This window comes from Pseudocolwellia sp. G5-9, from assembly GCF_055808995.1.
On record NZ_CM147893.1, the window covers coordinates 2,102,800 to 2,129,664 of the forward strand.

23 protein-coding genes are annotated in these 26,865 nt (G+C 32.5%); 4 read left to right on the top strand and 19 right to left on the bottom strand.

The features are described 5' to 3' along the window. Positions 1–62 precede the first annotated feature (62 nt). Genes AC0L5Q_RS09010 through AC0L5Q_RS09025 form a run of 4 tightly spaced genes read left to right on the top strand, consistent with a single transcriptional unit; the run spans position 63 to position 4,117 of the window. Positions 63–1,253: a glycosyltransferase family 4 protein gene (locus AC0L5Q_RS09010; protein WP_473617596.1), complete on the top strand. Its 1,191-nt coding sequence runs from the start codon at positions 63–65 to the stop codon at positions 1,251–1,253. Continuing rightward, on the top strand, positions 1,250–2,491 hold the full coding sequence (locus AC0L5Q_RS09015; RefSeq protein WP_473617600.1) for an O-antigen ligase family protein: 1,242 nt from the start codon (positions 1,250–1,252) through the stop codon (positions 2,489–2,491). The genes AC0L5Q_RS09010 and AC0L5Q_RS09015 overlap by 4 nt, the downstream gene beginning before the upstream one ends. After that, positions 2,481–3,395, top strand: coding sequence for a glycosyltransferase family 2 protein (locus AC0L5Q_RS09020; RefSeq protein WP_473617604.1), 915 nt, complete (start codon positions 2,481–2,483; stop codon positions 3,393–3,395). The genes AC0L5Q_RS09015 and AC0L5Q_RS09020 overlap by 11 nt, the downstream gene beginning before the upstream one ends. Then, positions 3,395–4,117 carry a WecB/TagA/CpsF family glycosyltransferase gene (locus AC0L5Q_RS09025; RefSeq protein WP_473617607.1) on the top strand — a complete coding sequence of 241 codons (723 nt, stop codon included), beginning with the start codon at positions 3,395–3,397 and terminating at the stop codon, positions 4,115–4,117. Before AC0L5Q_RS09020 ends, AC0L5Q_RS09025 begins: the two co-directional genes overlap by 1 nt. A 345-nt stretch (positions 4,118–4,462) precedes the next feature. On the opposite strand, the gene AC0L5Q_RS09030 is transcribed toward AC0L5Q_RS09025, so the two are convergent. From AC0L5Q_RS09030 to AC0L5Q_RS09120, 19 genes are all read right to left on the bottom strand, one after another. Continuing rightward, the gene (locus tag AC0L5Q_RS09030) at positions 4,463–5,380 is read right to left on the bottom strand and encodes a GNVR domain-containing protein (RefSeq protein ID WP_473617611.1); all 918 of its coding nucleotides are present in this window, start codon (positions 5,378–5,380) and stop codon (positions 4,463–4,465) included. Between the two features lie 151 nt (positions 5,381–5,531). Beyond that, complete coding sequence (locus AC0L5Q_RS09035) at positions 5,532–6,833, bottom strand: oligosaccharide flippase family protein (protein WP_473617614.1); 1,302 nt, start codon at positions 6,831–6,833, stop codon at positions 5,532–5,534. After that, positions 6,823–8,064: a glycosyltransferase gene (locus AC0L5Q_RS09040; protein ID WP_473617618.1), complete on the bottom strand. Its 1,242-nt coding sequence runs from the start codon at positions 8,062–8,064 to the stop codon at positions 6,823–6,825. Before AC0L5Q_RS09040 ends, AC0L5Q_RS09035 begins: the two co-directional genes overlap by 11 nt. Beyond that, a complete protein-coding gene (gene wcaK / locus AC0L5Q_RS09045) occupies positions 8,061–9,311 on the bottom strand; it encodes a colanic acid biosynthesis pyruvyl transferase WcaK (protein ID WP_473617622.1) in 1,251 nt (416 codons plus the stop codon). The genes AC0L5Q_RS09040 and wcaK overlap by 4 nt, the downstream gene beginning before the upstream one ends. 97 nt (positions 9,312–9,408) lie before the next feature. After that, the gene (locus AC0L5Q_RS09050; RefSeq protein WP_473617626.1) at positions 9,409–11,472 is read right to left on the bottom strand and encodes a secretin N-terminal domain-containing protein; all 2,064 of its coding nucleotides are present in this window, start codon (positions 11,470–11,472) and stop codon (positions 9,409–9,411) included. Further along, positions 11,459–11,959: a hypothetical protein gene (locus AC0L5Q_RS09055; RefSeq protein ID WP_473617630.1), complete on the bottom strand. Its 501-nt coding sequence runs from the start codon at positions 11,957–11,959 to the stop codon at positions 11,459–11,461. Before AC0L5Q_RS09055 ends, AC0L5Q_RS09050 begins: the two co-directional genes overlap by 14 nt. Beyond that, the gene (locus tag AC0L5Q_RS09060; RefSeq protein WP_473617634.1) at positions 11,956–12,501 is read right to left on the bottom strand and encodes a hypothetical protein; all 546 of its coding nucleotides are present in this window, start codon (positions 12,499–12,501) and stop codon (positions 11,956–11,958) included. Before AC0L5Q_RS09060 ends, AC0L5Q_RS09055 begins: the two co-directional genes overlap by 4 nt. Next, positions 12,498–13,664, bottom strand: a complete 1,167-nt coding sequence (locus AC0L5Q_RS09065; protein WP_473617638.1) for a hypothetical protein — start codon at positions 13,662–13,664, stop codon at positions 12,498–12,500. The genes AC0L5Q_RS09060 and AC0L5Q_RS09065 overlap by 4 nt, the downstream gene beginning before the upstream one ends. A gap of 77 nt (positions 13,665–13,741) precedes the next feature. Continuing rightward, the gene (locus AC0L5Q_RS09070) at positions 13,742–14,608 is read right to left on the bottom strand and encodes a hypothetical protein (protein ID WP_473617641.1); all 867 of its coding nucleotides are present in this window, start codon (positions 14,606–14,608) and stop codon (positions 13,742–13,744) included. Then, the gene (locus AC0L5Q_RS09075; RefSeq protein ID WP_473617645.1) at positions 14,598–15,344 is read right to left on the bottom strand and encodes a PulJ/GspJ family protein; all 747 of its coding nucleotides are present in this window, start codon (positions 15,342–15,344) and stop codon (positions 14,598–14,600) included. The genes AC0L5Q_RS09070 and AC0L5Q_RS09075 overlap by 11 nt, the downstream gene beginning before the upstream one ends. Further along, positions 15,292–15,753 (bottom strand): prepilin-type N-terminal cleavage/methylation domain-containing protein, encoded by a 462-nt coding sequence (locus AC0L5Q_RS09080; RefSeq protein ID WP_473617649.1) that lies wholly within the window; start codon positions 15,751–15,753, stop codon positions 15,292–15,294. The genes AC0L5Q_RS09075 and AC0L5Q_RS09080 overlap by 53 nt, the downstream gene beginning before the upstream one ends. Then, a complete protein-coding gene (locus AC0L5Q_RS09085) occupies positions 15,753–16,226 on the bottom strand; it encodes a type II secretion system protein (RefSeq protein ID WP_473617652.1) in 474 nt (157 codons plus the stop codon). Before AC0L5Q_RS09085 ends, AC0L5Q_RS09080 begins: the two co-directional genes overlap by 1 nt. Before the next feature lie 14 nt (positions 16,227–16,240). Beyond that, positions 16,241–17,440, bottom strand: coding sequence for a type II secretion system F family protein (locus AC0L5Q_RS09090; protein WP_473617656.1), 1,200 nt, complete (start codon positions 17,438–17,440; stop codon positions 16,241–16,243). After that, complete coding sequence (locus AC0L5Q_RS09095) at positions 17,437–19,137, bottom strand: GspE/PulE family protein (RefSeq protein WP_473617659.1); 1,701 nt, start codon at positions 19,135–19,137, stop codon at positions 17,437–17,439. Before AC0L5Q_RS09095 ends, AC0L5Q_RS09090 begins: the two co-directional genes overlap by 4 nt. Next, positions 19,112–19,549 (bottom strand): type II secretion system major pseudopilin GspG, encoded by a 438-nt coding sequence (gspG, locus tag AC0L5Q_RS09100; protein ID WP_473617663.1) that lies wholly within the window; start codon positions 19,547–19,549, stop codon positions 19,112–19,114. The genes AC0L5Q_RS09095 and gspG overlap by 26 nt, the downstream gene beginning before the upstream one ends. A 110-nt stretch (positions 19,550–19,659) precedes the next feature. Further along, positions 19,660–20,463: a DsbA family protein gene (locus AC0L5Q_RS09105; RefSeq protein ID WP_473617667.1), complete on the bottom strand. Its 804-nt coding sequence runs from the start codon at positions 20,461–20,463 to the stop codon at positions 19,660–19,662. A 128-nt stretch (positions 20,464–20,591) separates the two neighbouring features. Beyond that, positions 20,592–22,331 carry a hypothetical protein gene (locus tag AC0L5Q_RS09110; RefSeq protein WP_473617671.1) on the bottom strand — a complete coding sequence of 580 codons (1,740 nt, stop codon included), beginning with the start codon at positions 22,329–22,331 and terminating at the stop codon, positions 20,592–20,594. 445 nt (positions 22,332–22,776) lie between these two features. Continuing rightward, positions 22,777–23,829: a UDP-N-acetylglucosamine--undecaprenyl-phosphate N-acetylglucosaminephosphotransferase gene (gene wecA / locus AC0L5Q_RS09115; protein WP_473617675.1), complete on the bottom strand. Its 1,053-nt coding sequence runs from the start codon at positions 23,827–23,829 to the stop codon at positions 22,777–22,779. A gap of 135 nt (positions 23,830–23,964) precedes the next feature. After that, on the bottom strand, positions 23,965–26,709 hold the full coding sequence (locus tag AC0L5Q_RS09120) for an SLBB domain-containing protein (RefSeq protein WP_473617677.1): 2,745 nt from the start codon (positions 26,707–26,709) through the stop codon (positions 23,965–23,967). Between the last annotated feature and the right edge of the window lie 156 nt (positions 26,710–26,865).

Sequence of the window (26,865 nt, forward strand, 5' to 3'; positions counted from 1 at the left end):
CACATGAAATGAAACAAGTTAAAATAAGAATAAGTTAAACTTATCACTAGATAAATAAAGCAATGAAAGAAACGATAGTAATAACAAGTAATGCGTATTTTCCAAATATTGGTGGAGTAGAAAACTCCTTAAAGTATCTAGCAGAAAGTTACATCAACTTAGGGTATAACGTCATTATTGCTATTAGCGATGTTTCAAATAAAAATCATATTTTACCTCATAAAGAAATTATCGATAACGTAACTATTTACAGATATAACTCATACTCCCAAACTAAATATGCACATAAGTATTTCAAAGGAATTAGAGCATTATTCAATGCATATGCTTTACTTAAATATATCAAACAGAATAACAATGTTATATTAACAATAAGTCGTTTTCATACGACAACAGTACTCGCAAAATTATGTAAATTATCTAATGTTATTTATTTAGTTCCTGGCGTAGTAATTAATCAAAATAACAATAAAAACTTAATAAGCAATACTGGTTTAGCAAAAATAAAATTAAACATATCAAAAATATTACACCATAACATTCAAAAAATGGCTTTAAAGTATTCCGATCAAGTTATAGTCTTTAGTGAGAACATGTCTACTCAAATATCACAAATAATTCCCTCACTGAAACATATACCTATTGTAAAACCTGGAGTAGATCCAGAGCGATTCATTCCTGTTCAAAACAAAATATCACTAAAAGAAAAGTTTAGTATTCCTACAGATAAAATAATATTACTAACAGTAGGGCGATTTGTTAAAGCAAAAGGGTTTGAAATGGTTATAGATGCATTACTTAACTTACCAAAATGCCATCTTGTGATGGTAGGAGATGGTGAAAACTACACATCAATCAAGCAACAAATAACAAATAATAAATTAGAAGATAAAATCACGTTAACGGGTCCGCAAAGCGATACCGCACCATACTACCAGTTGGCGGATATATTTGTAATGTCTTCTACTTATGAACCTCTTGGACAAACCATCCTTGAAGCTCTATCTACTGGTTTACCTATAGTAGCCTTTAAAGGATCAAAAATTACTACCGCGACACAAGAGCTATTAAGTGAAAAAGAAGCTCTTTATACTGATTCTGTAAACGAAGCAGGAATTACAAAATGTATAAGGTTATTAATCGATGAACCATCCTTAAGGAATTCAATGTCAAATAATAGTCGTAGGATAGCAATTGATAGATTTTCTTGGAATAAATTAGGTGCTCAAATTTTAAAGTATAAGAAAAAATGAGTTTTATCATACCTAAAAAAATCCCGTTATTTTCACTGTTTTTTTTCCTTGTTATTATCTTACTACCTGTTGTAGATAACTTAACGGGAGCGCTTTTTAAACTAAAAATAACGTCTGAAAATACTATAGGCTCCCCTTCACAAATAGCTAGATTTATTTTATTTGCTCTTGTAATCTTGATGTTAGATAGAGCAAAATTTCGTTCTTCACTTAAAATCATTATCTACGCAATGTGTTATCTTTTTTTAACTGAAGTATTCATTGCATGCTTCCATATGAACTTAAAAGCGTTTATCTCTGGCATTATTTTCTCTATAAAAATTCTATTTTCACTGAGTTGTTATTATTATGTGGCTAATTGGATTAATTACGATAGAACACGGACAATTTACGTAATAAAGCAACTAATAAATTACGGCACCATCGTTTCATTATTGGTATTAACTGCATACTTTTCTGGCTTTCATATTTCAAATTACCAAATAGGTATAGCAACAAGAGGATTATTTATATCAGGGAACGGGTTGGGTGTAGTTTTGGGTGTAAGTACTATATTACTTATATGCTTTAATGATAAAATAACACTAAGAAAATTTTTTCATATAGTGCTTTTAATTATAACTACAGCATTATTAGGTACAAAAGCTAGCCTAGTATTTTTATTAATAGCCTTAATATTATTAGCATACAAATTATCTAAGCAATCACCAATAATATCAGCAGTGGCCATTACTATATTAGCTATTTATTTATTACCTACACTTATCAGCGTAGTTAGCAGTGTATTTGAGAATATAATATTCAAATTTAATAGTATAGATAACAAAATGCACTTTATAGCAAGTTCCAGAGATACATTTATTCGGGATGCCTTTACAGAGCTTAACACAAATGGCCTTTATTCATTTAGAGTGTTATTTGGAGGAGGAGCATACTACGCTTATACTGACTTCAGCTCCGGAGCATTATTATTACGAAAAACTTTAGAAAACGATTTATTTGAACTATTTTTCTCATACGGTATTATTACTGTCTTAATTTACGTATCTGTTTATTTTTTCGCGCTTAAAAAGAGTTTGCATAAGAAGGAGTTTGCAATAGCACTCACAATGAGTTTAGCTTTCTTTCATTCGATCACCGTTGGGCATGTATTGTTTAATGGTACATCAGCCATAACTTATGTTTTATGCCTTGCGATAGCGACAAAAGGTTCTAAAGTAAATAACCATGACTTCTAAATTAAGCGCTGTAATTCCCCTTTTTAATAAATCACAATATATAAAAAGAGCAATAGAGTCTATTTTAAATCAAAATCACCCCGTTGATGAAATAATTATTGTGGATGATGGCTCAACTGATAATAGTGTAGAAATAGTTAACTCAATTAAAAGTAATAAATTAAAAATAATTTCACAGAAAAACCAAGGCGTATCTTCTGCTAGAAATAATGGAATAAAAAATGCTTCAAATGAATACGTATTATTAATTGATGCTGATGATATTTGGTTACCACATTTCACTACAGAAATCATCAAATTGATAAAAGCCTATCCAACAGCAGGAATGTTTGCTACTGCTTATTCATTTATAAAATTCAAAAAAATCACACCCGCAAACTTACGTTTTGTTCCTAAAGATTCGGGCCTCATTCAAAACTACTTTTTATCTTGTATAAAAGCTGATCTTCCTGTTACGGCATCATCAGTTGCGATAAAAAAAGAAGCATTCTATCAAGTTGGAGGTTTTATCCAAGGTATGGCTATGGGAGAAGATCAATTATTATGGTCGCGAATTGCATACAAATACCCTATTGCGTTTAGCAATACTATTAGTGTTTACTATGATATTTCTATTGCAAATAGTGCATGTAAAACACATATTATAACAAGCTTAGCCCCCCATATTTCATACTGGACTGAAGACTTAAAGAATGAAGAAGTACCTAATAACTTCCGTAATAGCTTAAAGCAGTTATTGCACTTTAGCGCTTTATATTGCGTTAAAAACAACTTAAAAGTAAACAATAAGAAACAAGCTAGAAAAATTCTCTTTAATGAACCAACATTACTTAAAGACAGTTACTGGTTTATTAGTATATTTCTTACATTTTTACCATATTTTATTATTAAAAGAATATTTTAATGCACCCTTTATTAGCCATTGTAAAAAAAACTCCAAACATTCAAAGAGAATTACTTAAAAGTATTCATAACAAAGATTACTCTTGTAAAGCAATTTCATTTATTAACCCATTTTCCTATCAATTGTTAAGGAATAAAAAAGACTCATATAAAAATATTGACCACTATCACAGCGATGCAATAATCTCTAGCTGGGTATTTAAAAAATTACTCAATCAAGATACTCCAAGAGTCAGTTTTGACTACGGTTCTTTTGCCAAATATTTTTTTGAAACAGCAGAAGAAAACCAATTAAAGATTTTTATTTTAGGAAGTAAAGAAAGTGAATTAAAAGGCGCTATAACACAATTTAAAAAATATTATCCTAAGTTAAATATTTGTGGATATCATAATGGTTATTTTGATGACGACAATAAAATATTAGAATATATAAAATTAAGCAAAGCCAACTATGTTATTTGTGGTCTTGGTACACCTAAACAAGATGAATTTGCACAATTAATAAAACAAAGTTTACCCCTACAAATAAAACAAATATATACTTGCGGAGGCTTTCTGCACCAAAGTAAAAATAAAGTAAACTACTACCCAAGAGTTATTAATAAATACAATTTACGTTGGTTATACCGTATGTTTAAAGAACCTAAAGTAGCAAAAAGGCTGGCAACTCAATACCCTATGTTTTGTTTTTTTGTTTTATTCGACCATTTAAAAAAACAATAAGTTCAATTTTGATATTCTCAATTTATTAAATATTATTCAAGGGTACATAAAAGCCACTAAAGATCATTAAAAGAGTTACCTCTAATACCAACTGTGAATATGATCTTTGATCAGCGTATTTTAATCTCTACATACTCACAAGTTTGTTTTATCAGCCCTAGACTTTCAGCCCACATTACCAATAAATAAACGATAGCAATACTTCGTTACCCAAATAAAATGGTAATTATTTTATATTTGATATGCATACCATTACAATATTCCACACCTATATAATAAACATAACTACTAGCCGAAAGCTATACAGTTTAAAGTCTAAGGGGTAAACCAATTCCTTCAAACGAATCAATTAGATTTTAAAAGATATCTTATAGAAAAAAATATAAAGCAGAGAATACCGCCTATAAAACCGCCCAAAACAGTAATCAAAGCACGTTTAGGAGAAGACTTTTCTTCTGGAAAAATAGCAGGATCAATAACTTTAAAAATGTATTCGTTGCGTGCCTTTGCTAAAGTTAACGATTTTATTTGCTCTTCGATAAGAGAATAATAAACGTTACGAATACCTGCGTTTCTTTCTAACTCCAATTGATGCTGCAAAAAAGCAATTTGTTTTTCCCCTCTACTTAAATCATCTTGGCGTAGTTCATTGTTTAAAGTTTTAATTAGCTTAGACAGCAATAATTGAGCATCATTGGGATTAAGTGACGTAAAACTAATTTTAGTGACTCTATTAGTTGTATCCATATCAACAGTCAAAGACGACTTTACAAGTTCATGGATTTCTAGATCAGTTGGATAGTAGCTAATAGGCTTATCTGCGCGCTGTAACCACACACCGTTTTCTTTGTCATACTTATCTTCATAATAAACATACTTATCTGTGGTAATATCCCACTTTTTTACAGCAAATAACTTTACCTCAAGTTTATTAAACTTAACAAAATCAACTAAAAATCTACGTGATTTTAATATTTGTAATGCTACAAGCTTATTTTTTTTTGAGTTACCTACATTAATACCAGCTAAGCTTGCTAGCCCCCCAAGTTGGCCGGACATACCATCCAATCCACTGGTCTCGTCATCTGCTTCTGTTAATAAAATTTCTGATGTATATTGGTTTGGTAAGTCGATTGATATGTAAGCAAAAACACCTGCTACAACAAAACCAATAACTAAAAACCATTTCCATTTTGATACTAGATAAGCAATAAGTCTACCCAAATCAAATAAATTACTCTCGTGTTCTGAAATATTGTTCATCAACAACCTTTGTTATCTAACGTTTAACTTTAGTGAATATATTATCTTTCATTAACTTACTCTATTCTACGTTACTCTGATAAAAATAATTATAAAATTAACGTAATATTACTTTTTCTGTAATTCATTTTAAAAATAGAAAAATATAGCTTTAGTATTCATTAGGCAGACTGTATTTAATAATACAATATAAAAAAACAATAAAAACGATTCTTATTAAATGTTTTTTATGATCAATACCACCGATATATTTTGAAAAATATATCGGTGCATAAAAGGATAACAATAATTGTGAACCAATCATTGCTAAAGCAAATGCTTCTAATGTCTTAAAAGGAAAAGCCAAACATAGTACAACTACGGATAACATTGCAGATATAAGGTTCCATCTAAACTCAATATTACTCACACCTTGTGATTGTGCTAGTACGCCAAATAAACTACCTATAGGCCTTAGCAAGCCAACCAACAATAGAGTTGTATATATTTCAAATGAATATATATAATCTTGACCAAAAAACTGCGGAATTAAATAGTAAAGTGCAATGGTTAAAATCAAATAGACAATCATATTAAGAAGTAATATAGCTTGACTGGCTTGATTAAAAATTAGTTTAGTGCCTTTAACTGAAGTTTGAACTTTAGCAAGTCTAGGTAGAGCCAGCTTGGAAGTTATTGGGGCTATTAACTTTGTTGGTTGCATAATAAACTCTTTAGCTAATGAATAAACACCGAGAGCTTCAATCCCTAACCACTTTCCGATAATTAATTGATCTAATTGTGTACGTAATTGATTAATTATTTGAGACCCCATCTGAAAAAAACCGAACCTAAGTGCAGGCTTGATTATATTTTTATCAAACGAAAAAGAAGGATGCCACTCTACAGGAGATATAAACAGAATGAGTAATAACTTAACAGCTGAACCAATCAATACGGCATAAAGATAGCCAAACAAAGACATATTTAAATAATAAACAAAATAAAGAACAAAACATAATAATATTACTTTTGAAATAATTTCAATTTTAGCAAGTAAATCACTCTGCAACATTTTTATAAAATGTGCTTGATACTGCGATGTTGCACCAATGATAATAAAGTTAAAAGCTACAATTTGAAGACCTTTTGTAATATTATCTGATACATAAAAAACACCAATAGGAATCGATAAAAAAAAGACAATAATAGTTGCTAAACAACCTAAAGCTAAATTAATACTAAATAGTGTAGATTCTTCTTTTTTACTTATGGATTGTCTATGAATAAAATAGCTAGACAAACCTAAATCCTGCAAAGAAAAAGCAAAGAAAAGCACTATATTAATAATAGCTAATTCACCTAAAACCCCTACATCCTCAGATTGCGATAGAAGTATTAATACAATTATCTGACTAAGCGCACTTATACCTGTTGAACCAAAAATCCATATTGCTTCTTTTTTAATGCTCATAAACTGATGTTGCTATCTCTTTAAGGTCTTTATATAAGGACTTTTGGTTAAATTTTTCAGCAATTGTATTCAATGCGTTAGCTCTTATTTGAGCGATATCAATTTGGTCATCATTAATTACCTTAGCTAAAATCTCACATAATTGTCTTGGCGAAGATTCCGATGCTAAAAAGCCTGAACAACCATCTTTAATAAGCTCAGGGATGCCACTATGAACAGTTGACACAACAATAATCCCCATAGCCATAGCTTCCATTAAAGCAACAGGAATCCCCTCCATATCACCATTTTTTGCTGTTATTGAAGGTAATAAAAAAACATCTGCTTCGTTTAAGTAATTTTTTACCGTTTCCTGCGATTGAAAACCAGTTAACTCTATATCACTTTCTAAATTCAAATTATTAATATGTTCTTTCAGTTTTTCTTCAAGCTCTCCGCCACCTACAATTTTATAATTAAATTCAACTCCCCTTTGTTTCAACAAATACATTGCTGACACAGCATCAAACAAGCCTTTTTTCTCCACAAAGCGAGCCACAGTAATAATTGATAAAGGTAAATTTAATGGTTTCTTTAAATCTCTACTTGAAAAATCGTCAAGGTTTATTCCCATTCTATTAATATAAATTTTATGAGCAGGGCACCCCATCTCAATTAAACGTATTTTCCATAACTCACTTATAGGTAACATTACATCACCTTTTATGAACAATTGAGCATATTCATTCTGAAAGTTATTCAAGACATCTTTTACTGATATATCAGCTCCATGAAAAACAGTCATTAACTTACCCTCTAATAAGCCAAGAGTTTTAAGATGATTTGCAATAACTCCTACAACACCGAAATGGGCAACGATAACATCGGTTTTGATTGACGATTTAATAGATGCTGTAACTGAAGGCAAGAGAAGTGACTTACTCATTTTACCAAATTTTTTAAAATTTAAAGAATGAATAATACGTTTTGTTAATAAACACTTAATTATTGAGCTACAACGCTGAAATATACAATAAATTTTTGAATCTTGATTTTTTTCTGTTATTAGATAACGAGTTTTAGCCAGTAAGTCATGTTTTATAAGCTCCTTGGCTTCTAACGCTTTCGAAGACCCTCTTCTTAAAGCGAGTACTTCCACTTCAAGACCTAAGTCTATTAAACCATTAATTTGATTTATTATAAAAGTTTCGGACTGTACTGGAAATTCACCTAAAAAAAAAGTTACTTTCATTTATTAAGGTCTCTAATATCAGATATTACAGATGTTACCATTTTATGGGCGCGATATTTTTCTGCATCAACAAAAGGTTTAAGCCCCCCCCTTTTTTCATCAACATTGCTTAAGACTGTATTGATAGTATTACTGAGAGAACCATCAAACAGACTTTGTATTTCTTTTGAATACTCACTCAAACCTAATTGTTGCATTATTCCTTCTGATTTATGCTCATAATTTAAAGCAATTGCGGGAGTATTAAAATTCATCGAAATAATAGCGCTATGCAAGCGAGTACCAATAGTAAGCTTACAATATGAAAGGAAATGGCCAAGTTGAACATCATTAAGCTCGTCCATCACTACCGTATACCCCAATTTCGACTTAACTTTTCGCCCAACATTGAGAGCTACCATACGGTCATCTTTATGATAACTATCAATACCTGTACATGTTGACACTGCTACGACTTGATACCCTTTAGCAATAAGTTCATCTACAAGTTGAGAAAAAGCAGTTTCATAATCATGCTGACTTACGTTTAAACGTTTGTCAAAAGGAGCAAGTTCTCTTAATGTTATTGCTACTGTAGGCGCCTGATTAACCAAACTAAGTAAGTCTCTCGGTATATAAACAGGAGAAGTATCAACTAACCAAGCAGTATCTGCACCTTTATGCACTTTAGAAACAGGTATTCGAGCCTCTTCCATTAAAGATAAACTAACTGGCTCTCTCAGCGAGAGTAAATTAACTCGTCCAAAAACAGCTTTTGCTAAAGCATTAAATTCAGAAATTTGAAATGGTCCAACGGAGTGTCCAACCATATACAATGGCTTTTCAGCAATAAGTGCACATAAAGCGTGCTCGAATTGCGCACAACCATATAAATCAACAAAAAAAGATCCCCCAACCTGAATCACAGCATCATATTTCTTTAAATCTTTTATGTGTTGCTGGATATGATGCGGTAGTTTCCCCTTCCACCAACCTTCAAGCGTCAAAAAAAGTAACTTAGGCAACAATTTTTGGCTAAACTTTTTCCAAATTCTATCTAGCCTACCGCCTCGTTTTTTATGATATAAATAAAGAAGATCAGAGTGTAATGTTTCACCTATTAGGTAAGATGAACTTATTGGATAACGTGTAATTGCATCAATTTCAATATTAGGCTCAATTCCTCTTAAACTAGAACATAAGCCACGTAATATTGCACCATCCCCTCTGTTCCCACAGGTATGATTACCAACTAATAATATTTTCATTTTATTTTTCGTTTTAATACTTGTTTTTGTTATTGACCAAACACCAGTTATTTATTAGATATATAACACCTAAAATGGAATGTTAATCAACAATGAGTTACTTCGAGTTATCAAGAGGGAAACTATATAAATCTAAGATTTTATCTCTAAATTCATCTACTTCATTTACATCCGTTACAATTCTTGTGGTAATTAGCATCATAAGCTCTGTACGAGCATATGAGTCTCCATTCGTACCAAATAGTTTCCCTAAAATAGGAAGAGAGCTTAAAAAAGGAACGTTTTTACTAGTGTCATTTAATGTTTCTTGGATAAGTCCACCTAAAGCAACGGTCTGGCCATCAGCACTAAAAACATTTGTTTGTATTGAACGACTATTAATAGATGGTGTTAATGAATCACCAGTAGGACTACTAGAAGACATTGATATCTCTAGATTGATTAAGCCTTTAGCATTTATAGTTGGCGTTATTGCAACTTGAATACCTGTCGTTATGTATTGGACAGAATTAGTTACTCTATCTGTATCACTCGTACTTGTTTGAGTAATTGTAGGTACCTGGCTACCCGAGTTGATTGTCGCACTTTCACCATCTTTTACTATAAAAAAGGGTTTTGATAAAACTTTTATATTTTGTTTTGACTTTAAAAAATTTAAAGCAACTCTCCAATCCCCATCAATTCCAACTAAATTTAAAGCACCTGAACTCAGCAAACTTCCGGTTAATGATGTTGGTAAAACATTAGTTGATCCATCTTCAGTTTGCCCTTTCGAATCATAAAACCAATCAACACCAGAAGAAATACCATCTGAAAGTGTAACTTCAGCTATTGCTATATCCAGAATAACTTGTCCTGGTAGCAAATCAAGTTTCTGCAATAATTGTAGTACTTTTCTATACCTTTCAGATGTAGTATAAAATACTAAAGCATTCTGTGTTTCATCAACTGTCATAGATGAAGTAGATCGACTTGATGATGCTCCTGAATTGCTCTTCGCGTCAGCTTTAATAACTGAATTTTCTGAAGATTGTGCATCATTTAAAATAGAATTTATTATAGGCGATAAAGAAGTTTGTAAATCATTGGCTTTATTGAATAGTGGTCTGTAAACAAAGAACTGAGGTTCATTACCAGCAACGGCAACATCAAGTTTCTGACTCCATAACTCAACTCTTTCTACAGCATCAAGGCTAACAGCATAGACAACTATAGCCCCTAAGCGAGGCATAGTAACAAAAGTTATATCCTTATCATTACCAACTTCAAAGCCATCGTTTTGTAATAGTTCAGCTAATTGTTTAACCAAGTCATCAGGGCTAATATAAGCAAGATCAATCAATCTAATTTCTTTACCCGATGAGCTAGGGACATCAAGCATACGAAGAACTCTCATAACTTCATGTATTTCTTTTTGTGCTCCCTCTGCCATCACTATTTTTCGCTTACCATCAATTTGAACTTTCACACCTGTAAGCTTTGTAATAACACTAGAAAGACTGGAACTATTTGTATATACATAAGGAATAATTTGTACTATTTCACCTGTAGTATCAGGCACATCCCCATCTAAACGCCCTATTCCTACGGATGCTGTTTTATAACGTTTATTTTTTGCTTTCTTTTGAAAATAAATAATATTGTCTTTTCTTAATAAGGCAATATCATTTTCTGCAAGTAATTGCTCTGACGTAGAATAAAGTACATCTTTATCAACAGGATCACTTAGGTTTAAAGAAACTTTATTAGTATCACTTTGTAATTGAGTAGATATGACATAATTTAAATTCAGTAACTCATCAAAAACATAATGAATAAACTCAACAACAGTCATACCATCAACACTTATAGTTACTTGTTCCGTATTTTCAAATATTGGAGGTGTTTTATCGTTTGTTTCCAAAACGCCAAAACCAGCTATATTATCAACTTTTTCAGTAGGTTTTTTCTGTTCAATTTTAGCTTTCTCAATCTCAAGTTTATTTTCTACAAATTGATTTCTTTCTTCGGCTGATTTAGCAACAATTGATTCTTTAATACTTAAAGAATCAGGCTTGATCATGTCAACTTTTTCTTGAGGTATTGAGCTACAAGCATTTAACACCAAAGACAATGCAACTATTGGTAGATGATACTTAATGGATTTATTACTTAATGTCATTTTCTAGTCTATTTTGGTTGATTTCTTTGGGATGAAATAATTTAATCGTGTATTCTTCTTTATCTTTTTCTAATATCAATAACTTATTGTTAATTGACTTAATTAAAAAGCCTTTCACTATAGTGCCTTCCGTTACAGATATTCGTTTAGTTTCATTTGGTGTAACAATGTCTAACAATGTATTTAAACGCCCGCCAATACGAGATTGAGCTACAATTTTCACATTGACATTTTCTAGTGCCAACAACAAAGCATCAGTATCTACAAATGAATCAACTTCAAAACCAAACATTTTGAGTAAAGGTATTAATAAATCACTTGCTTCATTATTACTATCCATAGAAATAAAAACTTGCTCATCTTTATTCGTAGAATAAGACGGTTTACTCTCAAAAAAAGAAAAAAATAGATTAATAACAAGAAATAAAACTCCCACTATTATACCTACCCCCACAGATAACAACGTTTCTTTTTTTATTTTATTCACTTTTCATTCTTATTAATCGTTGTAAACCATGCTCTCAAGTATATCTGAACAACTAGGTCTTCTTTATTCTTGCCCTGACTACGAATAAGCTTCAATTGTTCTAAAAAAACATATGGAGATTTAGATTCCAGTTTTAAGACAGCCGCCATAACATCTTTAGCCAATCCTGACATATAAAACACACCTGTAACATAGGCAACATCGTCAGTGACATACTCTTCGAACTCAACACGCTGATTATAAACTTTTATTTCCTCTTTTTTTATTGTATCAATAAGTGAAAACCAGAGTGTGTTTGCTTTATCCCCCGATTTTACAGTGGGTAGATTTTCAATAAAGAGAGAAAAATTAGCTTGATATTTAACAAGCTCATCTCGAATCAACAACTCATTTTCAATAACCTGTTTTTGTTTACTTTCAAAAACCTTAAGCCTAGATATATCACTTTCAGTCTCGTTCACCCAATCATTCCACGGTAAAAGTAAAAACTTAATTAAAACAAGTGATGCCAATATAACTAAAGTAGTTTTTTGCTTATTCATTGAACTAACTCTTTAGCTTTATCTTGATAATGAGTAATATTCTCATCAAAAAGTAATTTTATAAAAAATCGTTCGCCTCCACCCTTCAGGCTTGTCGGAGGAGAATTAAATTCTACCTGATTAAAACCATGAATGTTAGAAAGTGTAGTCAATAAGTTAGCCGCATTATTACATGTTCCACGTAATTGCATCTCAGATGAATAAATATCAATTATTGAAAATTCTAAACCATTATCCTTAGTGGTTAAGCTAGATAATATGTTTAATAGCTGCGCTTTAGATAACTGCAATTTTATCGATGTATTTATTTTTTTTACATCTTTTGTTATTTTTTTTAATTGATTTGAAAATGCTAATGAATCAACAGCAGCCTTTTTTGATTCAGTAATTTCGTTTGTAATATAATCATGGCGCCAAGAAATGAATGCAGACTTACCAATAATAAAAGTTAACAAGGCCATAAGAAATACTGTAGCAAAATAACGTCCTAAATACCCCTTTTTAGTAACAATTCCTTTAATCCCTTCATTAACCTGCGCGATCAGATCAATAAATTTTAATGAATTAAATTGCTCAAATATGACTTCAATATTATTTTGTTCAATCACATCTGCGTCTTTAATCATTGCAGTGGAAAACATGTCTAGGTTCTCCCTTTCCACAGGTAATGAAGAATAGTTTTCCCCATCATTTTTTATTAACAATTCATTACTGACTGATGTATCGCAAACTTCAACGTTATTTTCTTTGGTATTGATTAATAAGGCAGATAAGTCGAGTTTTGATAGGTAAACCCCCGTTTTTCCGAACAAGTACCTATAATAAGGTAGTGTTTCAGGAAGTAAACGCCATAGATTATAGGACTTAACTTTAGAAACAATAGCCTCTGGAAAACAGCAATATAATACCGTAGTTCTTTTATTTGATAAATTAACTATATAAGCATATGTATTACCATCTACAGGAGAAATATAATCTATCTCTGATTGTACGATTTTACGTACTTCAAGGAGGTTAGTTGTAGGATAATGGACAATACGTTCCCAATATAAGCTCCGCCCTATATAACATGTAGAAAAAGCAAAGCGAACAGCATCAATTAAGTTGTGTTTTTTAAACTTTTCTTGTGATTTTTCATCCCGTTTATTAAATAAACGGAACAAGCCATTAGGCTCCAACAATAAATATCGACTACTCAAGCGACAACCTTTTAAATAATGTTCAAAACAAGCCTAAGTGCTTAATTTTCTCGTTCCTGCCAACGACTAATAACAAAAGGGCGATGTTCCCCAAAGCGCTTTAACAAATGCAGTATCTTACTCGATTTAGCTTGCCCATAGCTAGTACTAACTTTAATGATCCAATTTCCTGTTGGATAATTATTAGTTGTTAGGATCCCTTTTTTTCGGTTCTCATTTCTTTCTTTAAGAATAAGTTCGGCATCATAATCAGTATTAAAAATAGATAACAAATCATTAGGTGCATAACCAGGGGTATTAGCCCCTACACCAAATAACATCAAATTTTTATCTATTGCTAGGGACTCAAGGCGTTTAACATCTACTTTCTCAAATAAAGTAATATCTTTAAGTGCTTGCAAATTTTGATTTAGTGGGTAACCAAACACACCATATTCAAATGCTTCTGCACCATTTATTCGTTTAAACCCATCAATGTCTTGCCAATCTAAAAGCACATCAATAAAGCGATAAATTTCACTTTCTGGCCAATTCAAGTGCTTAAGATATTTTATAAAACGTGTTTGCTCAAGAGGATTTATTGAAATAAGCCCTCCCATATCTTGAATAGACACATTAGAGTCTTGATACAAAAAAGGAATTCCTTGTAAATTAATTCCTTCCGGTAAATCAAACAATGAAAAATCAGTATTGTCTCCCATAATCGCATAAGGTGTTGTTTGAGTAACATATATGAGATTGTTTATATCCGTAATAAGTTTACGTTCAGCAGACATAAAGTCTTTTGCAATAGTTATTCTCTCCACATGTTGCTTTGTTTTCACTATCATCAAAGCAGCAACACTCGCTAATATAGCAGCAATAAAAAGCACTATAATCAATGCTGCCCCACTCGATTTATTCTTCATTATTAGAACTATTAACATTAAATTGTAAGGGGTCTGCATCAGCAATATGAAACCATAGCTGTTTAGGCTGGTAAGGCAAAACCTTTTCACTATAAGTAAACGTTATTTTAATATATTGAGGAAGTAACCCTAACTTTGTTGCATCCCATGTTTCAGCCCACACTTTTTTATTACTTAAACCATTAGAGGGTGCTGCAGCCCCTTCATAAAGCGCATTCAATGAGGACCATCCAAAATAATCAAATTTTACTTTTTCCACATTAGTTATCAATACTCTAGGTCTCTCGCATTCAGACTTGATACTCTTTACTGGAAAGTTTTGTTTATTATTGTACTCACAATAAACAAGATCGGTCATATCCAATGACGTTCTTCTCGTTGTAACGGATATGCGAGTAGGTTGTTTATCAAAATCAATAGAGTTTAACGTGATCCCAGTAAAACCATCGCTATTCCCCAAGAAGAATGGTTTAGACTCTTTTAGGTTGATTGCACTTTCAGGCAAGTAATAATGATGTAGGCCTTTTATAGAGCTCCTTATTTTTATTATTCTCATAGTATCTTGCATAACTTGTTCACTATTAATTGTACGAGATCCTATCGACATAAAAAACTTAAATGCAGAGGATGCAATTAATAAAACTGCCGCAAAAATAGTTGCGGCGATAAGAGCTTCTAATAGACTAAAACCCTGTTGATGCTGCCGTTGCATCAACGGTAAGTTGAGTGATCTCAAAGGACTTTTCCGGATATTGTTTAAGGTGATAACTAACTCTATATAATGAAATATTATTAAAGGCCAAATACTGTTCGGCCGAATTTAACTCTGGATCAAAAGAACTTATTACAGGCGCCTCTTTAATGAGTTTAGCTTCCCATATTAGCTGATAATCACTTATTTCAAAGTTTCCTGAAAAAATTTTCTGATCTAAAGAATAAGAAAGATAATCAAAAAAGAATTGCTCGTTGAGTAATAATGCATAGTCAGCCAAATTTTGACGTTGGTAATGATTTAACGTTCTATGAACTCCTGATACAGTACCTATTGCTGCAAATAAAATAACAGAAGCGATCATCACTTCTATTAAAGTCATCCCTGAATTTATTTTTAGCCATTTATATCGAATTCTATTCTGGAATAACATTATTGAGTATTATCCTCAGATTCACTATATTCTACATCTACAGTTTTTATTGGTTCATTACCCTCAAACAAAGCAAAAGTAGTTAACTTATTTTCAGGACTTTTAACTAACTTTATATTATAACTTCCTATCCAACGACCATTATTAATTACCAAGTGTGTTTCTTCAAAAATAAAAAATTCACTTTCTATTTCTCTTAAAATATTAATTTCTTCTGTAGCTAAGGGGTTAACTTGTGAAAATACAACGGTATTATCTTTAAATATTATATCTATTGTACTTGCTGAAAAAAAACTTCTTTCAACGCTCAACTCAGCAATAGCTTTTATTTTTTCTAGCTCTGTTTTTGCCTGAGCACGCTTAACAATTGAAAACATATCTGGCGCTACCAAACTTGACGTTAGCCCTAATATAACCATCACAACTAATAACTCAATTAAAGTAAAACCAGGATTTCTAGAATATATAATCAAATTATAGAACTCGTTTATAATGAAATATCATTAACAGAAACGATACTTAATAACATAACAACAACAACACCGCCAACGATGCCCCCCATTATTAAGATTAATAATGGCTCTAACAATGAAGTAAGTTTAATCATCCATGATTCAAAGTCGGTTTTTGCTCGACGAGTTACTTCAGCAAAAGAACTATCAAGTGTGCCACTTTGTTCCCCAACCTTAATTAGTGATAAAGAGATCCTATCTAAAAAGTAGCTTGATGAAAGACTTTCAGCTAAAGGTGCTCCATTATCAACTTTAACTTTAGCCAGTTCTAATTGCTGTTTATTTACTACTGAATTTAATGTTTTTATACTTAAAGATAGTGAATCAGATAAACTCAAACCACTTTGTAATGTTAGACTCATGGCCGAAGAAAAACGAATTTGCTCAGCCTTATCAATCATAGTTCCTAAAAATGGGATAACTGAAATCCATTGCATTAATAATTGCCTAGTTTTATCTTGTCGCCACAATGCAACAAGTACCAACACACCCCCTCCCATCAATAAAAAAATAAGTAAATTATTTTGACTTACAAAACGACTGCTATCTAGCAACCACTGAGTGTAAGCTGGCAATTCTTTTGCTGAGGTAAAAACGCTTTCCATATTAGGTATAACAAAATTAAAAATAGCAAATATGGCACTTAGGCATACCATAAAAATAATCATAGGGTACGTTAACGCTTGTATAGTTTTACTTTTTAGATCGCGCTGGAAAGCTAAATTATCTGACAAACTACGAAACACGGTTGGCAATGTACCAGTGTTTTCGGCGATATTTGTCATTTCAAGATACAGAACATCAAATAATTCAGGATATTTATACAGAGCCTGATATAAACTAGTACCAGCTTGTACATCAGTATATATTTCGTGCCATACTTTACCTAATGCTTGCGATGGCGCTGTATCAACAAGTACTTCAAGTGCATCATTTATTTTTAATCCATTCTCTAATAAAGTTGCTAACTGATTAGTAGATTGCTCAATATCGGATGCACTCGCTTTTTTTTCAAAACTTAAAAAACTAGTTGACGATTCTAGCTCTAAAGATACAACAACTAATGATTGTTTCTTTAAAACTGACCTAGCAGACTTTTCGTCAACCGCAAACAGATAATCAGCAACCTTATCACCTGAAGCGGTGAGTGCTTTATATTTATACTTTTGGCTCATCCTGCAACTCTCAGCACTTCTTCTAAAGTAGTTTGCCCTTTAATCGCCTTTAAATAACCATCTTGTTTCAAAGTCCGTAAATTATTTCTTTTCATATATTCAGCTGCTTCATGAAAAAAAGTTTCCCCTTTTGGTAATTGCTTTATTTCATTATCACAGGGTAAATATTCTAGTAGCGCGACCCTACCTTGAAAACCTGTATGACCACATTTATCACATCCCACAACGTTTTTTAATTCAATGTTATCGACGTGATATTGGTTAGCTAATGTAATTAAATCATATTGATTTGCCAGTGCAGAAATTTCATCTACTGATTTTATTTGAGCACAGTCACATAATTTTCGTACTAAACGTTGTGCTAAAATTGACACCAATGCAGCGTTAAGCAAATACTCTTGTACGCCTAAATCAAGTAAACGTGTATAAGCAGTAGCAGCATCATTTGTATGAACAGTACTAAATACCAAATGACCAGTTAAAGCAGACTGTAAAGCTATTCTTGCTGTTTCATTATCTCTAATTTCACCAACCATAATAACATCGGGATCTTGTCGAACAATACTGCGTAACCCTTTAGCAAAATCAAACCCAATTTCATTATTTATTTGAACCTGATTAATGCCTTCTAATTGATATTCAATTGGATCTTCTAAGGTTATAATTTTTACTTCAGGTCTATTAAGTTGATTAAGATATGAATACAAACTAGTAGTTTTACCTGAACCTGTAGGTCCGGTCATTAAAATAACACCTGCTGTTTTTTTCAAATCCGCTTGAACACGTTCAGCTAAATCACTCTCATAACCTAATGTTGCTAAATCATATTGTACTGAACTTTTAATAAGAAAGCGCATAACCATACTTTCGCCAACACCTAGAGGAAGAGAAGAACAACGAATATCTAAATCAACATTATTCGCTCGAGTTTCAATTTTTCCATCTTGCGGGCGTCTTTTTTCAGCTATATCCATACCTGAAAGAATTTTAATACGAGATATAACAGCTAACTGTAAATTTTGTGGGATTGCGTCTGCTTCATGAAGTATACCATCAACACGATAACGCGCTCGGTATCGTTCAGCTACGGGCTCAATATGTAAATCCGATGCACCTAGCTTGACCCCCTCTGCAACAAGATTATTTACAAATGAAACTGTAGGAGCTCCTTGGGCCAATTCTTTTAAGCGCTCTATTTCACCTTCACCCACATACTGCTGACCTACTTGGCTTTGTTGAGCTATATTGAAGTTTATTTCATATTTCTCTTTAAGTAATGCAATCTGTTTACCTGTACAAAAAGCATACTTAATTTTCAAAGGTAATAAACGCAAATAATCAATTAACGACCACTGCTCTGTATCACTTATAGCAATTAAGATAGTATCTTCAAATAAATTTATTGGTACAGCATTAGATTGCAATAAAAACTCACTGTTAATAACAGGTAATAACTTAGCAATATTTTCAGGGGCTAATACCTCTGTGTCGTTTGCTAGAACACTACCTTGGTATAACGTGGAGTAAATATGAGGTAATTGTTTTTCATCTAACACACCCATTGAAATTAAAGTACGCTCTAAGGTTGTACTTAAACTTTTTTGTAATTTTTTAGCTTCAGCTATTTTTTCATTGCTAATACCTAACACTTCAGTTAGGTGCTCAGTAATACTAGTAGGTAATATCACTGGCTTCATCGCTACCGCCTTCTTTTCCATCACTGCCATAACTAATCAAATCGTATTCGCCATTATCGCCAGGAAACTTATAATAATAGGGATTACCCCAAGGATCATTAGGTATTTCTTTTGGTAAATAAGGACCTTGCCAGCTTGGGTCATCTGATGCTCTAAGCTTACTTAATTCATTTGGGTAAGTGCCTAAATCAAGACGATACATATCAAGAGATGTAGAAAACAATTCCATTTGTGTTTTAGCTGTTCCTTGTTTAGAAGAACCAATTTTACCAAACATTTTTGGGGCAACTAAAGAAGCTAGCAACCCTAAAATAACCATAACAATTAATAATTCAACTAGCGTAAAACCCCTACTGTTTTTTTTCTTAAAACACTTAAGTGTTAAACTTCTTACACTACGTTTAGACAACATAGAAAAACAACTCCAATCAAAATTTCATATTACAAATAAGCTTGCTTGCTCTTGTTTGAGTATACACAATAAAGAACAAGCGATATATTAGAACAATCTAATCCCATAGATTAATCTGTAACATTTCCTAATGCTTCAAATTCAGCAATAGCTTTACCAAAGTTTTCTACTGACTGTGCGCCTGTTATGATTTTCCAATCAACTACCTCTCCATCTTTTTGCAAACCTATAGCAAATGAAGGGGTTTGATTAACACCAATAACTTGTGCAATTTTCATATCATTATTTATTTGTGCAGCCGTAGCTGGAGATTCTACACACTGGTTGAATTTGTCGGCGTCTAAACCCATCGCTGTAGTAAATTCATCCATAGCATCTTTATTAAAGGCCTTACCTTTTGCAAATAACCACGATTTTGCTTGCTTATAATCACCAGACTCTCTAGCACATTCTAAAGCAAATGCTGCCACAGCTGCATTTTTATGAAGCTGTACAATTGGATAATTTTTTCCTACAAAACGCAATTTGCCCGTATCAATATATTGTTTTTCTAAATCAGGTAAAACATTGTCATGAAATTTTTTACAAAATGGACAATGTAAATCGGTAAATTCAACCAAAACTACTTTTGCGCTTTCATTACCTATACTCGCACTATTCCCTATCGTTAGAACGGGCTGCTTCTTAGTTGACCCCATACCTAACTTTTTAGCAATTGCTTTTTGATTACGGCCTAAAATAGAAAGTTGTTTCGCTAACTGTTGAACTTGAGATTGCAATAACGTTATCTGTTGCTCTTGTGTAGGCTTAATCTTTGGTTGAGGTTGTTTTTCATCAACAGCAAAACTCATAAAACTGACTAATGAAAAAGCCAACGTAGCAACAGTAAAAACAGCTGTACAATATGAACGCATAATTTTCCTTGGTATATTAAATTAATTTAAATCAAATAAAAAAGCCTCCGTAAGGAGGCTTTAAATTAGTAGTACTTACTTATATTAACAACTTACTATATAAAATAATTCGTTAACTAAAGTAATAATTACTGAGACCAATCGTTTTGGTCAAGAACAGGCATTACGCGGTCAACACCACCAACGATTTTCTGAACTGATACACCGTGAACTTTGTTCTTAGGTGCAGTAACAGTGAATGTCATTGTATGACGAGCACCAGTACCAACATAACCATCAGCTACAGCAGCAGCTAATAAGTCTTCAGTTTTAAATACGTTAGAAGCTTTATTTGCAATTTGTCCTAAGTTAACATTTTTAGTTTCGTTAGAAGACTCATCAAAAATGTCCATAAAGATTGTTGCTTCAGTTGTATGCTCACTCGTAATACGTACAAAACCACCATCAAGTTTAGTGTAAGTATATGGAACTTTTAATACAGCACCGTTAACACCAACTTCGAATGGAGTAGGAGTTTGACAACCAACTTTATCTAATAAGTCTTCGTCTTTAAAGTTCATGCTCCAAGTTGTTTTAACTTCATAGTTGAAGTCCATAACTTCTTCGTCAGCATTCATTAAACGTGCTACAGCATAAATATCACTAGTTTCGTCTGAACGGAAAATATCGTTCGCATCAATAGTGTAAGTAGTAGGAGTTTCAGTTAATGTAATTAAGTCATCAACAGCAGAAGTTTCTTCAATGTCAAGAAGAATAATATCATCATCAACACCAACAGCTAAGTGATCAGCTTCACCTGCGTCTAATACAGTACCATTACCAATATCTAGTTGACCATTTTGACCAATGTTAGCTAGGAAAGATAATGTAACACCATCACCTAAACCAGAAGTCGCACTTGCCATAACGGTAATTTCGTCATCAGCATCCATATCTACAGCAGCATCTAATGTATCGTATGCGTTTGTAAATTGAGCTTCCCAGTATGCAGTTGGGTTTATAGCGCCATCTTTAGCAACAACTTGACCAACCCAATCACCACCAACTTTAGAAACAACAAATTGTTGACGGAAAGAAGGATCTTCAGCATCTACTAATATTTCGTTAGTATCTTGTGCGTTTGCAACAATAGCAAACTGCTCGCTGATGTTTAAAATTTCTTGAGGTTCAGCTGAAACAGCACCCGCAATTGATTGACCAGCATCAGAAAGCGCTTTAGTTGCAGCAATTGTTACTTTAGGTGTAATAGTACATGTTTCATCATTAGCAATGTGTAAATGAATACCTTCAATCAAAGTACCATCAGTATTATCACCAGCAGTTACGCTTTTTGAAGATAATAATAAACGACTACCAGCAGGGATAGGGTCATTACCTACGATGAAAGTAATATCGCTTGTATTGTTAAAGCTACCATCAGAAGTTGCTACTGTTTCAAAAGTAGTACCATTATCTAATACTAAAAAGATTTGGTTAGCGTTGTCTTCACCAAAGTCAGCACCAGTAATTTTCATTGATACACGTGCAGAAGCACTTAATTGACTTGTTGGAATATATACAATGTGATGACGAGGATCTGCAGCACCTAAGTTTTCTAAGTCAACATCTAAATCACCCGTTAATTCCCAAGCGATTTTAGCGTTTACTGTTGCAGCTAAATCAGTTGTAGATGCACCAGTACGGTCCTCTTCAGCTATACAAGAAGCTGGAGTATATAATTCTTCATGTGCTGTTACTAAACCAGCAGCAGGGCCACCAGCTGCAACACGATATACTTCAAAACAAGCTTCTGTACCAGCAAATGCAGAAGTAGATGCTAAAACACCGGCAACTGCTAATGGTAATGCTGCTAAATTAAATTTTTTCATTCTAAGTTTACTCCATTTATATATTTTAAGCCTTTAATTACTTATATGTAACGTTAAAGACTTGTGAACACGTGTTCTTTTAAAACTATATTAGTTTTCTATCATTGTATTTATATTTTGCTATTAATTAATTGTTTCAATTCGTTCAGCCATAACAAATAAATAAAGAAATTTATTGGCATGCCCTCCCTCATTTATCAATTAAGCATCACTGCATCATAACTACTAACTAAATGCTCAATTAAATTACAATGAGTGTGAAATTTAATGATTACTTGGCCTATTGTCAATAAGTTAATACAAAAAAGTGCTTATTAGTGTCAATAAACCGTGCTTTACAAGCAAGCGTATAAAATTCAAGCAAAAAATATCAATTCTATAACAAACCTATAACAATAAGTCTGCTTGCGTATTTAACGTAATATATCATTATTTTATTACGTTATTATTTAAGCGCTCTTACTAATTTCCATGAATGTTGAATAGCAAACGAATATAATAAAAATAAAGCTATAAAACAATGTAACATTATCGACTCAGGAACTGAAGCAACTTCTCCTATAATACCAATTAATGCACATAATATAGCTAAGACGCATATTGTCCAAAGCGCTTGACGAGAAGAAAGTCCTAACCTTAAAAAAATATGATGAAGGTGGCCATTATCAGCCTTAAAAGGAGATACTCCTTTCCTAATTCTTCGGATCATAATGGCAAACATATCCATAATAGGAATAGCTATTATCCATAGTGCAGTAACAGGCCTAAAAGCAGCTTCTTGTGTTGCGGTATGCTGAGTACCAAGCGTTAATAACCATATAACGGTTAATCCCATAAACATGCTACCAGCATCCCCCATAAAGATTTTTTTCCCTCTGGGATTACGTGTACTTACGTTATAAAACAGGTAAGGAATAATGGCCACCACAATAATAAGTGGTAGTAACACATCTCGTTGGGTATCGGCGAGAAGAGTCAAAATTGCAATTGATGAAATAGATACAATACTCATTGAACCAGCCAAACCATCTATTCCATCAATCATGTTAAAAGCGTTTATAGCAGTAATACAAGCAAGCATGGTGAATATAATTCCATACATACCGATATTAATATCCCCCAACATGAAGAGTTCACCAAGATTGCTGATGTATATCCCCCCACCAAAAACCATGATCGCGCCGACTAGGCTTTGAAAGATCATACGGGGCGCTACACTTAAATCATATATATCATCCATTGTGCCTATAAACACAAGAAGTGCTGATGAAATTAGGTATAGATTTAAAAGTTGACTCTGCTCTACAAACAAAGATGAAGCAATAAGTACGCCTGTAAATATTGATATTCCTCCAATAAGAGGAATAGCGCCATCATGATTTTTTCTATCTGAAGGATAGTCTATCAGGCCAATTTGCGGTGCTAGCGGAAGCAATACTTTAATAGTAAAAATAGATGAAAAAAAAGCTACGCATAAAGCAGGTATTATAAATAACATTTAATGTATACCAGTTAAAAAAATTAAAATGACATTAGTCAGAAGTATTTCAACGTCATGACTAAATTGAATGTGCATAGTATATCTCGGTTTACATACTTTGCACATAAGCGTTACATTCTATTACATAAATATTTACAGTCCAGCTACTGCGGCCAGTGCAACAACTGCTTGATACACAATTTGAGTAGCTGTTTGCCATAAAGTCAAATCATCCATAAAGTAAGAATCTAAAGGCACTACAATAGTATCGCCTGGCTGTAATTGACTGCTGTTAGAAGCAAACCAATTACTATCATTTGGTATCTCTACAGCCCCATTAGCTTTTATAATATATATTCTCTCTTGATCAGCTTGCTTTTTAGCACCACCACTTAACTTTATATAATCAAATGCGGTTAAACCTTTTTCATATAGATGAGATGTTGCTATTTGAACTTGTCCCACAACATTAATTGTATTTTGCTTCGGTGATACATACAAAGCGTCGCCGTTTTCTAAAAAGATATCAAAAGAATTACCTGAAAGCATTTTTTCAATGTCAACAACTAAGCGTCCTACAGGCTCAACTTTAGTAAGATCCGCCAATAATAAGTTGGCTTGCTCATAATCTAAAATTTGACTACCTTCTCTTTGAGATAAAGATTTAGAAGCAATTTCATTTCGTAAATTTTGCGATACATCAATTAAATTTTGTAATTCAACTTGTTTTAGTTTTTCGCGCGTAAAGAGTGACGATTTAATATCTGCATACTCAGTAAAGCCACCCGCCCTTTCAATTAATTTAGCAAGAGTTTCACCTCTTCTAACGGTATAACGCCCTGGAAATTTAAACTCTCCAAGTAACTCTACGGTTTGATCTTTTTGCCATGCAGGTATGTGATTTATGTTTAAGCGGTCTTTACTCTTTAAACTAAGACCTTTTTCTGAACGAGATAGGACATCTTGTAAATTAACATTAATGAGTGTTTTATTTGCAGTTTTATTGTTTACTTCAAATCGTGATAATTCGGCCTTTTGTAAAAAAGCAGATTCTAACAAGCCACCAGCAGCCTTAATTAAATCAACTACAGTTCCATTATTGGCTAAAGGATAGGTACCAGGATATTTTACGGCTCCATCAATAACAACCAGTTTTAATGGTTGGTTTAATGAGGCTTGTCTTTTAAGTTGTTTAATTACTGGGGCTAATAATCTTTGCCTTGAAAAGAAACTTATCTCGTTAGGTTTTAGTTCTTGCTCAATATTTTTTTCTTTAAGATCTTTTAATGATTTCTTAGTAGCATTGTAAGTTTCTTCTGCTTTATCTTCTTCTTTAAATGGGTTTATAGGCTCAGCATTTTCACCATATTGTTCCCAAAACAAATTATCTTCGTAGCTTTTAATTAACACTTCTTTTTCTTTTTCTAGAAGCTCATTTTCCGTCAACAAGAATTCATCTAAATTGGTAAGTTCTTGACTATTTCTCTCAATATTTGAAAACACTAGTATTTTATCTAAAGGTTTTAATTCAACATTATCTGCAGACATTTTTTCTGACAAAGCATTGGCAATACTAAACTGTACAATTTCAATATCACGAGAGTTATTTAGCTGCCTGACAATGATGCTATAAGTTAAATCAGCATTTTCAAGTAAGTATGAGGAAATATTTGGCAATAAATCTGATACTTTTTGCTTCGGTTTCCATTGATAATTCCCCGGCCTTGAAACAGCTCCTATAATAGATACACTATCCTCAAAATTGCTAGATGTAGCCATTACACGAATATAATCTCCAGCTCTAGCTTTTTTAGCAAGGTTATTAGCAATTGATAAATCGACATTGATAATAGAACGTAAATTACGATTATTATAACGTTCAACAATAGTTGATGAAGGGTAGGCTGAAGGTAACATTCCCCCTGCCATGGTTAAGATAGAATCAAAGCTTTCTTCTTTTTTTAACTCGTAAATTGCAGGCCTTTTCACTTCACCATCAATTGAAACTCTATTTCCAACAGGCGGAATAAAAATAACATCTCCAGATTTGAGTAAAACATCGTTGCTTGAATCACCATTTATTAGTAAGTCGTATAAATCAAGAGAAGATATCAGTTTACCTGCTCTTTTTAATTGTATATTACGTAAAGAACCTATATCACTGATACCACCAGCCGAAAAAATAGCGTGCGTAATACTGGATAAGGAACTAAGTAGGTAATTACCGGGCTTAAAAGCTTCACCTAATACAAAAACCCGAATAGATCGCAATTCAGCTAATGTTATAACAACATCAACACCTAAAATTTTATTTTGAATTTCATTTTTTAAGTATTTTTTTACTTCTTTAAAAGTCATACCTACAACTTTGAATGCCCCTAGTTCAGGAAAAACCACTTCTCCTTCTCTAGATACAGCAAGTTCGTAATCATTATTTTCTTTACCAAACATTTGTACGCTAAGTACATCTCCCGTTCCGATAGTATAATTATCTGGTATTGCAATATCGATTGAAGGTGCGAAAGTTAATGGTGCATTAGCAAATACATCATAACCAAAAGGTTTTAACTCACCTTCATCTTCTTCAGCGAGTTCTTCCTCTGATAATCCAATTGGATTACCCATTTCATCAAACTGAGTACCTCTAGGGTAATATTGCTGTAAATTTTTTGTTTCTTCATCATTTGGATTGTTTTTTTTAATTTGAGATTGAATTGTACTTAAGTCAATCCCCATAGTTGATGCTAATGACTTTTGCTGCGCCGGAGAAAGCTTTTTAAATTGCTCTAACTGTTGCGGTGATATATTACTAGGTAGCTGTGCTGAAAGGGTGATAAAGGAAAAAAGTGATAAAAACACTGTGGATAATAGTGTTGATTTATAAGAAAATAATGTCATTAAAAAGCTAATCCTAGAGCAAAAAAATAATATAGATACCATAAATTAGGTATAAACCTTTAGTGATGTGAAGTCTATCATCTAAAGGCTTAACCATAAAGTAGCTTAGAACGTTATTATATAACTCTAAACGTCAAATAAAGCCTTATTTATTCG

Coding starts and splice junctions, on each gene's coding strand:
- AC0L5Q_RS09010 (WP_473617596.1), top strand. CDS start 63: ATGAAAGAAACGATAGTAATAACAAGTAATGCGTATTTTCCAAATATT.
- AC0L5Q_RS09015 (WP_473617600.1), top strand. CDS start 1,250: ATGAGTTTTATCATACCTAAAAAAATCCCGTTATTTTCACTGTTTTTT.
- AC0L5Q_RS09020 (WP_473617604.1), top strand. CDS start 2,481: ATGACTTCTAAATTAAGCGCTGTAATTCCCCTTTTTAATAAATCACAA.
- AC0L5Q_RS09025 (WP_473617607.1), top strand. CDS start 3,395: ATGCACCCTTTATTAGCCATTGTAAAAAAAACTCCAAACATTCAAAGA.
- AC0L5Q_RS09030 (WP_473617611.1), bottom strand. CDS start 5,380: ATGAACAATATTTCAGAACACGAGAGTAATTTATTTGATTTGGGTAGA.
- AC0L5Q_RS09035 (WP_473617614.1), bottom strand. CDS start 6,833: ATGAGCATTAAAAAAGAAGCAATATGGATTTTTGGTTCAACAGGTATA.
- AC0L5Q_RS09040 (WP_473617618.1), bottom strand. CDS start 8,064: ATGAAAGTAACTTTTTTTTTAGGTGAATTTCCAGTACAGTCCGAAACT.
- wcaK (WP_473617622.1), bottom strand. CDS start 9,311: ATGAAAATATTATTAGTTGGTAATCATACCTGTGGGAACAGAGGGGAT.
- AC0L5Q_RS09050 (WP_473617626.1), bottom strand. CDS start 11,472: ATGACATTAAGTAATAAATCCATTAAGTATCATCTACCAATAGTTGCA.
- AC0L5Q_RS09060 (WP_473617634.1), bottom strand. CDS start 12,501: ATGAATAAGCAAAAAACTACTTTAGTTATATTGGCATCACTTGTTTTA.
- AC0L5Q_RS09070 (WP_473617641.1), bottom strand. CDS start 14,608: ATGAAGAATAAATCGAGTGGGGCAGCATTGATTATAGTGCTTTTTATT.
- AC0L5Q_RS09080 (WP_473617649.1), bottom strand. CDS start 15,753: ATGTTATTCCAGAATAGAATTCGATATAAATGGCTAAAAATAAATTCA.
- AC0L5Q_RS09090 (WP_473617656.1), bottom strand. CDS start 17,440: ATGAGCCAAAAGTATAAATATAAAGCACTCACCGCTTCAGGTGATAAG.
- AC0L5Q_RS09095 (WP_473617659.1), bottom strand. CDS start 19,137: ATGAAGCCAGTGATATTACCTACTAGTATTACTGAGCACCTAACTGAA.
- gspG (WP_473617663.1), bottom strand. CDS start 19,549: ATGTTGTCTAAACGTAGTGTAAGAAGTTTAACACTTAAGTGTTTTAAG.
- AC0L5Q_RS09105 (WP_473617667.1), bottom strand. CDS start 20,463: ATGCGTTCATATTGTACAGCTGTTTTTACTGTTGCTACGTTGGCTTTT.
- AC0L5Q_RS09110 (WP_473617671.1), bottom strand. CDS start 22,331: ATGAAAAAATTTAATTTAGCAGCATTACCATTAGCAGTTGCCGGTGTT.
- wecA (WP_473617675.1), bottom strand. CDS start 23,829: ATGTTATTTATAATACCTGCTTTATGCGTAGCTTTTTTTTCATCTATT.
- AC0L5Q_RS09120 (WP_473617677.1), bottom strand. CDS start 26,709: ATGACATTATTTTCTTATAAATCAACACTATTATCCACAGTGTTTTTA.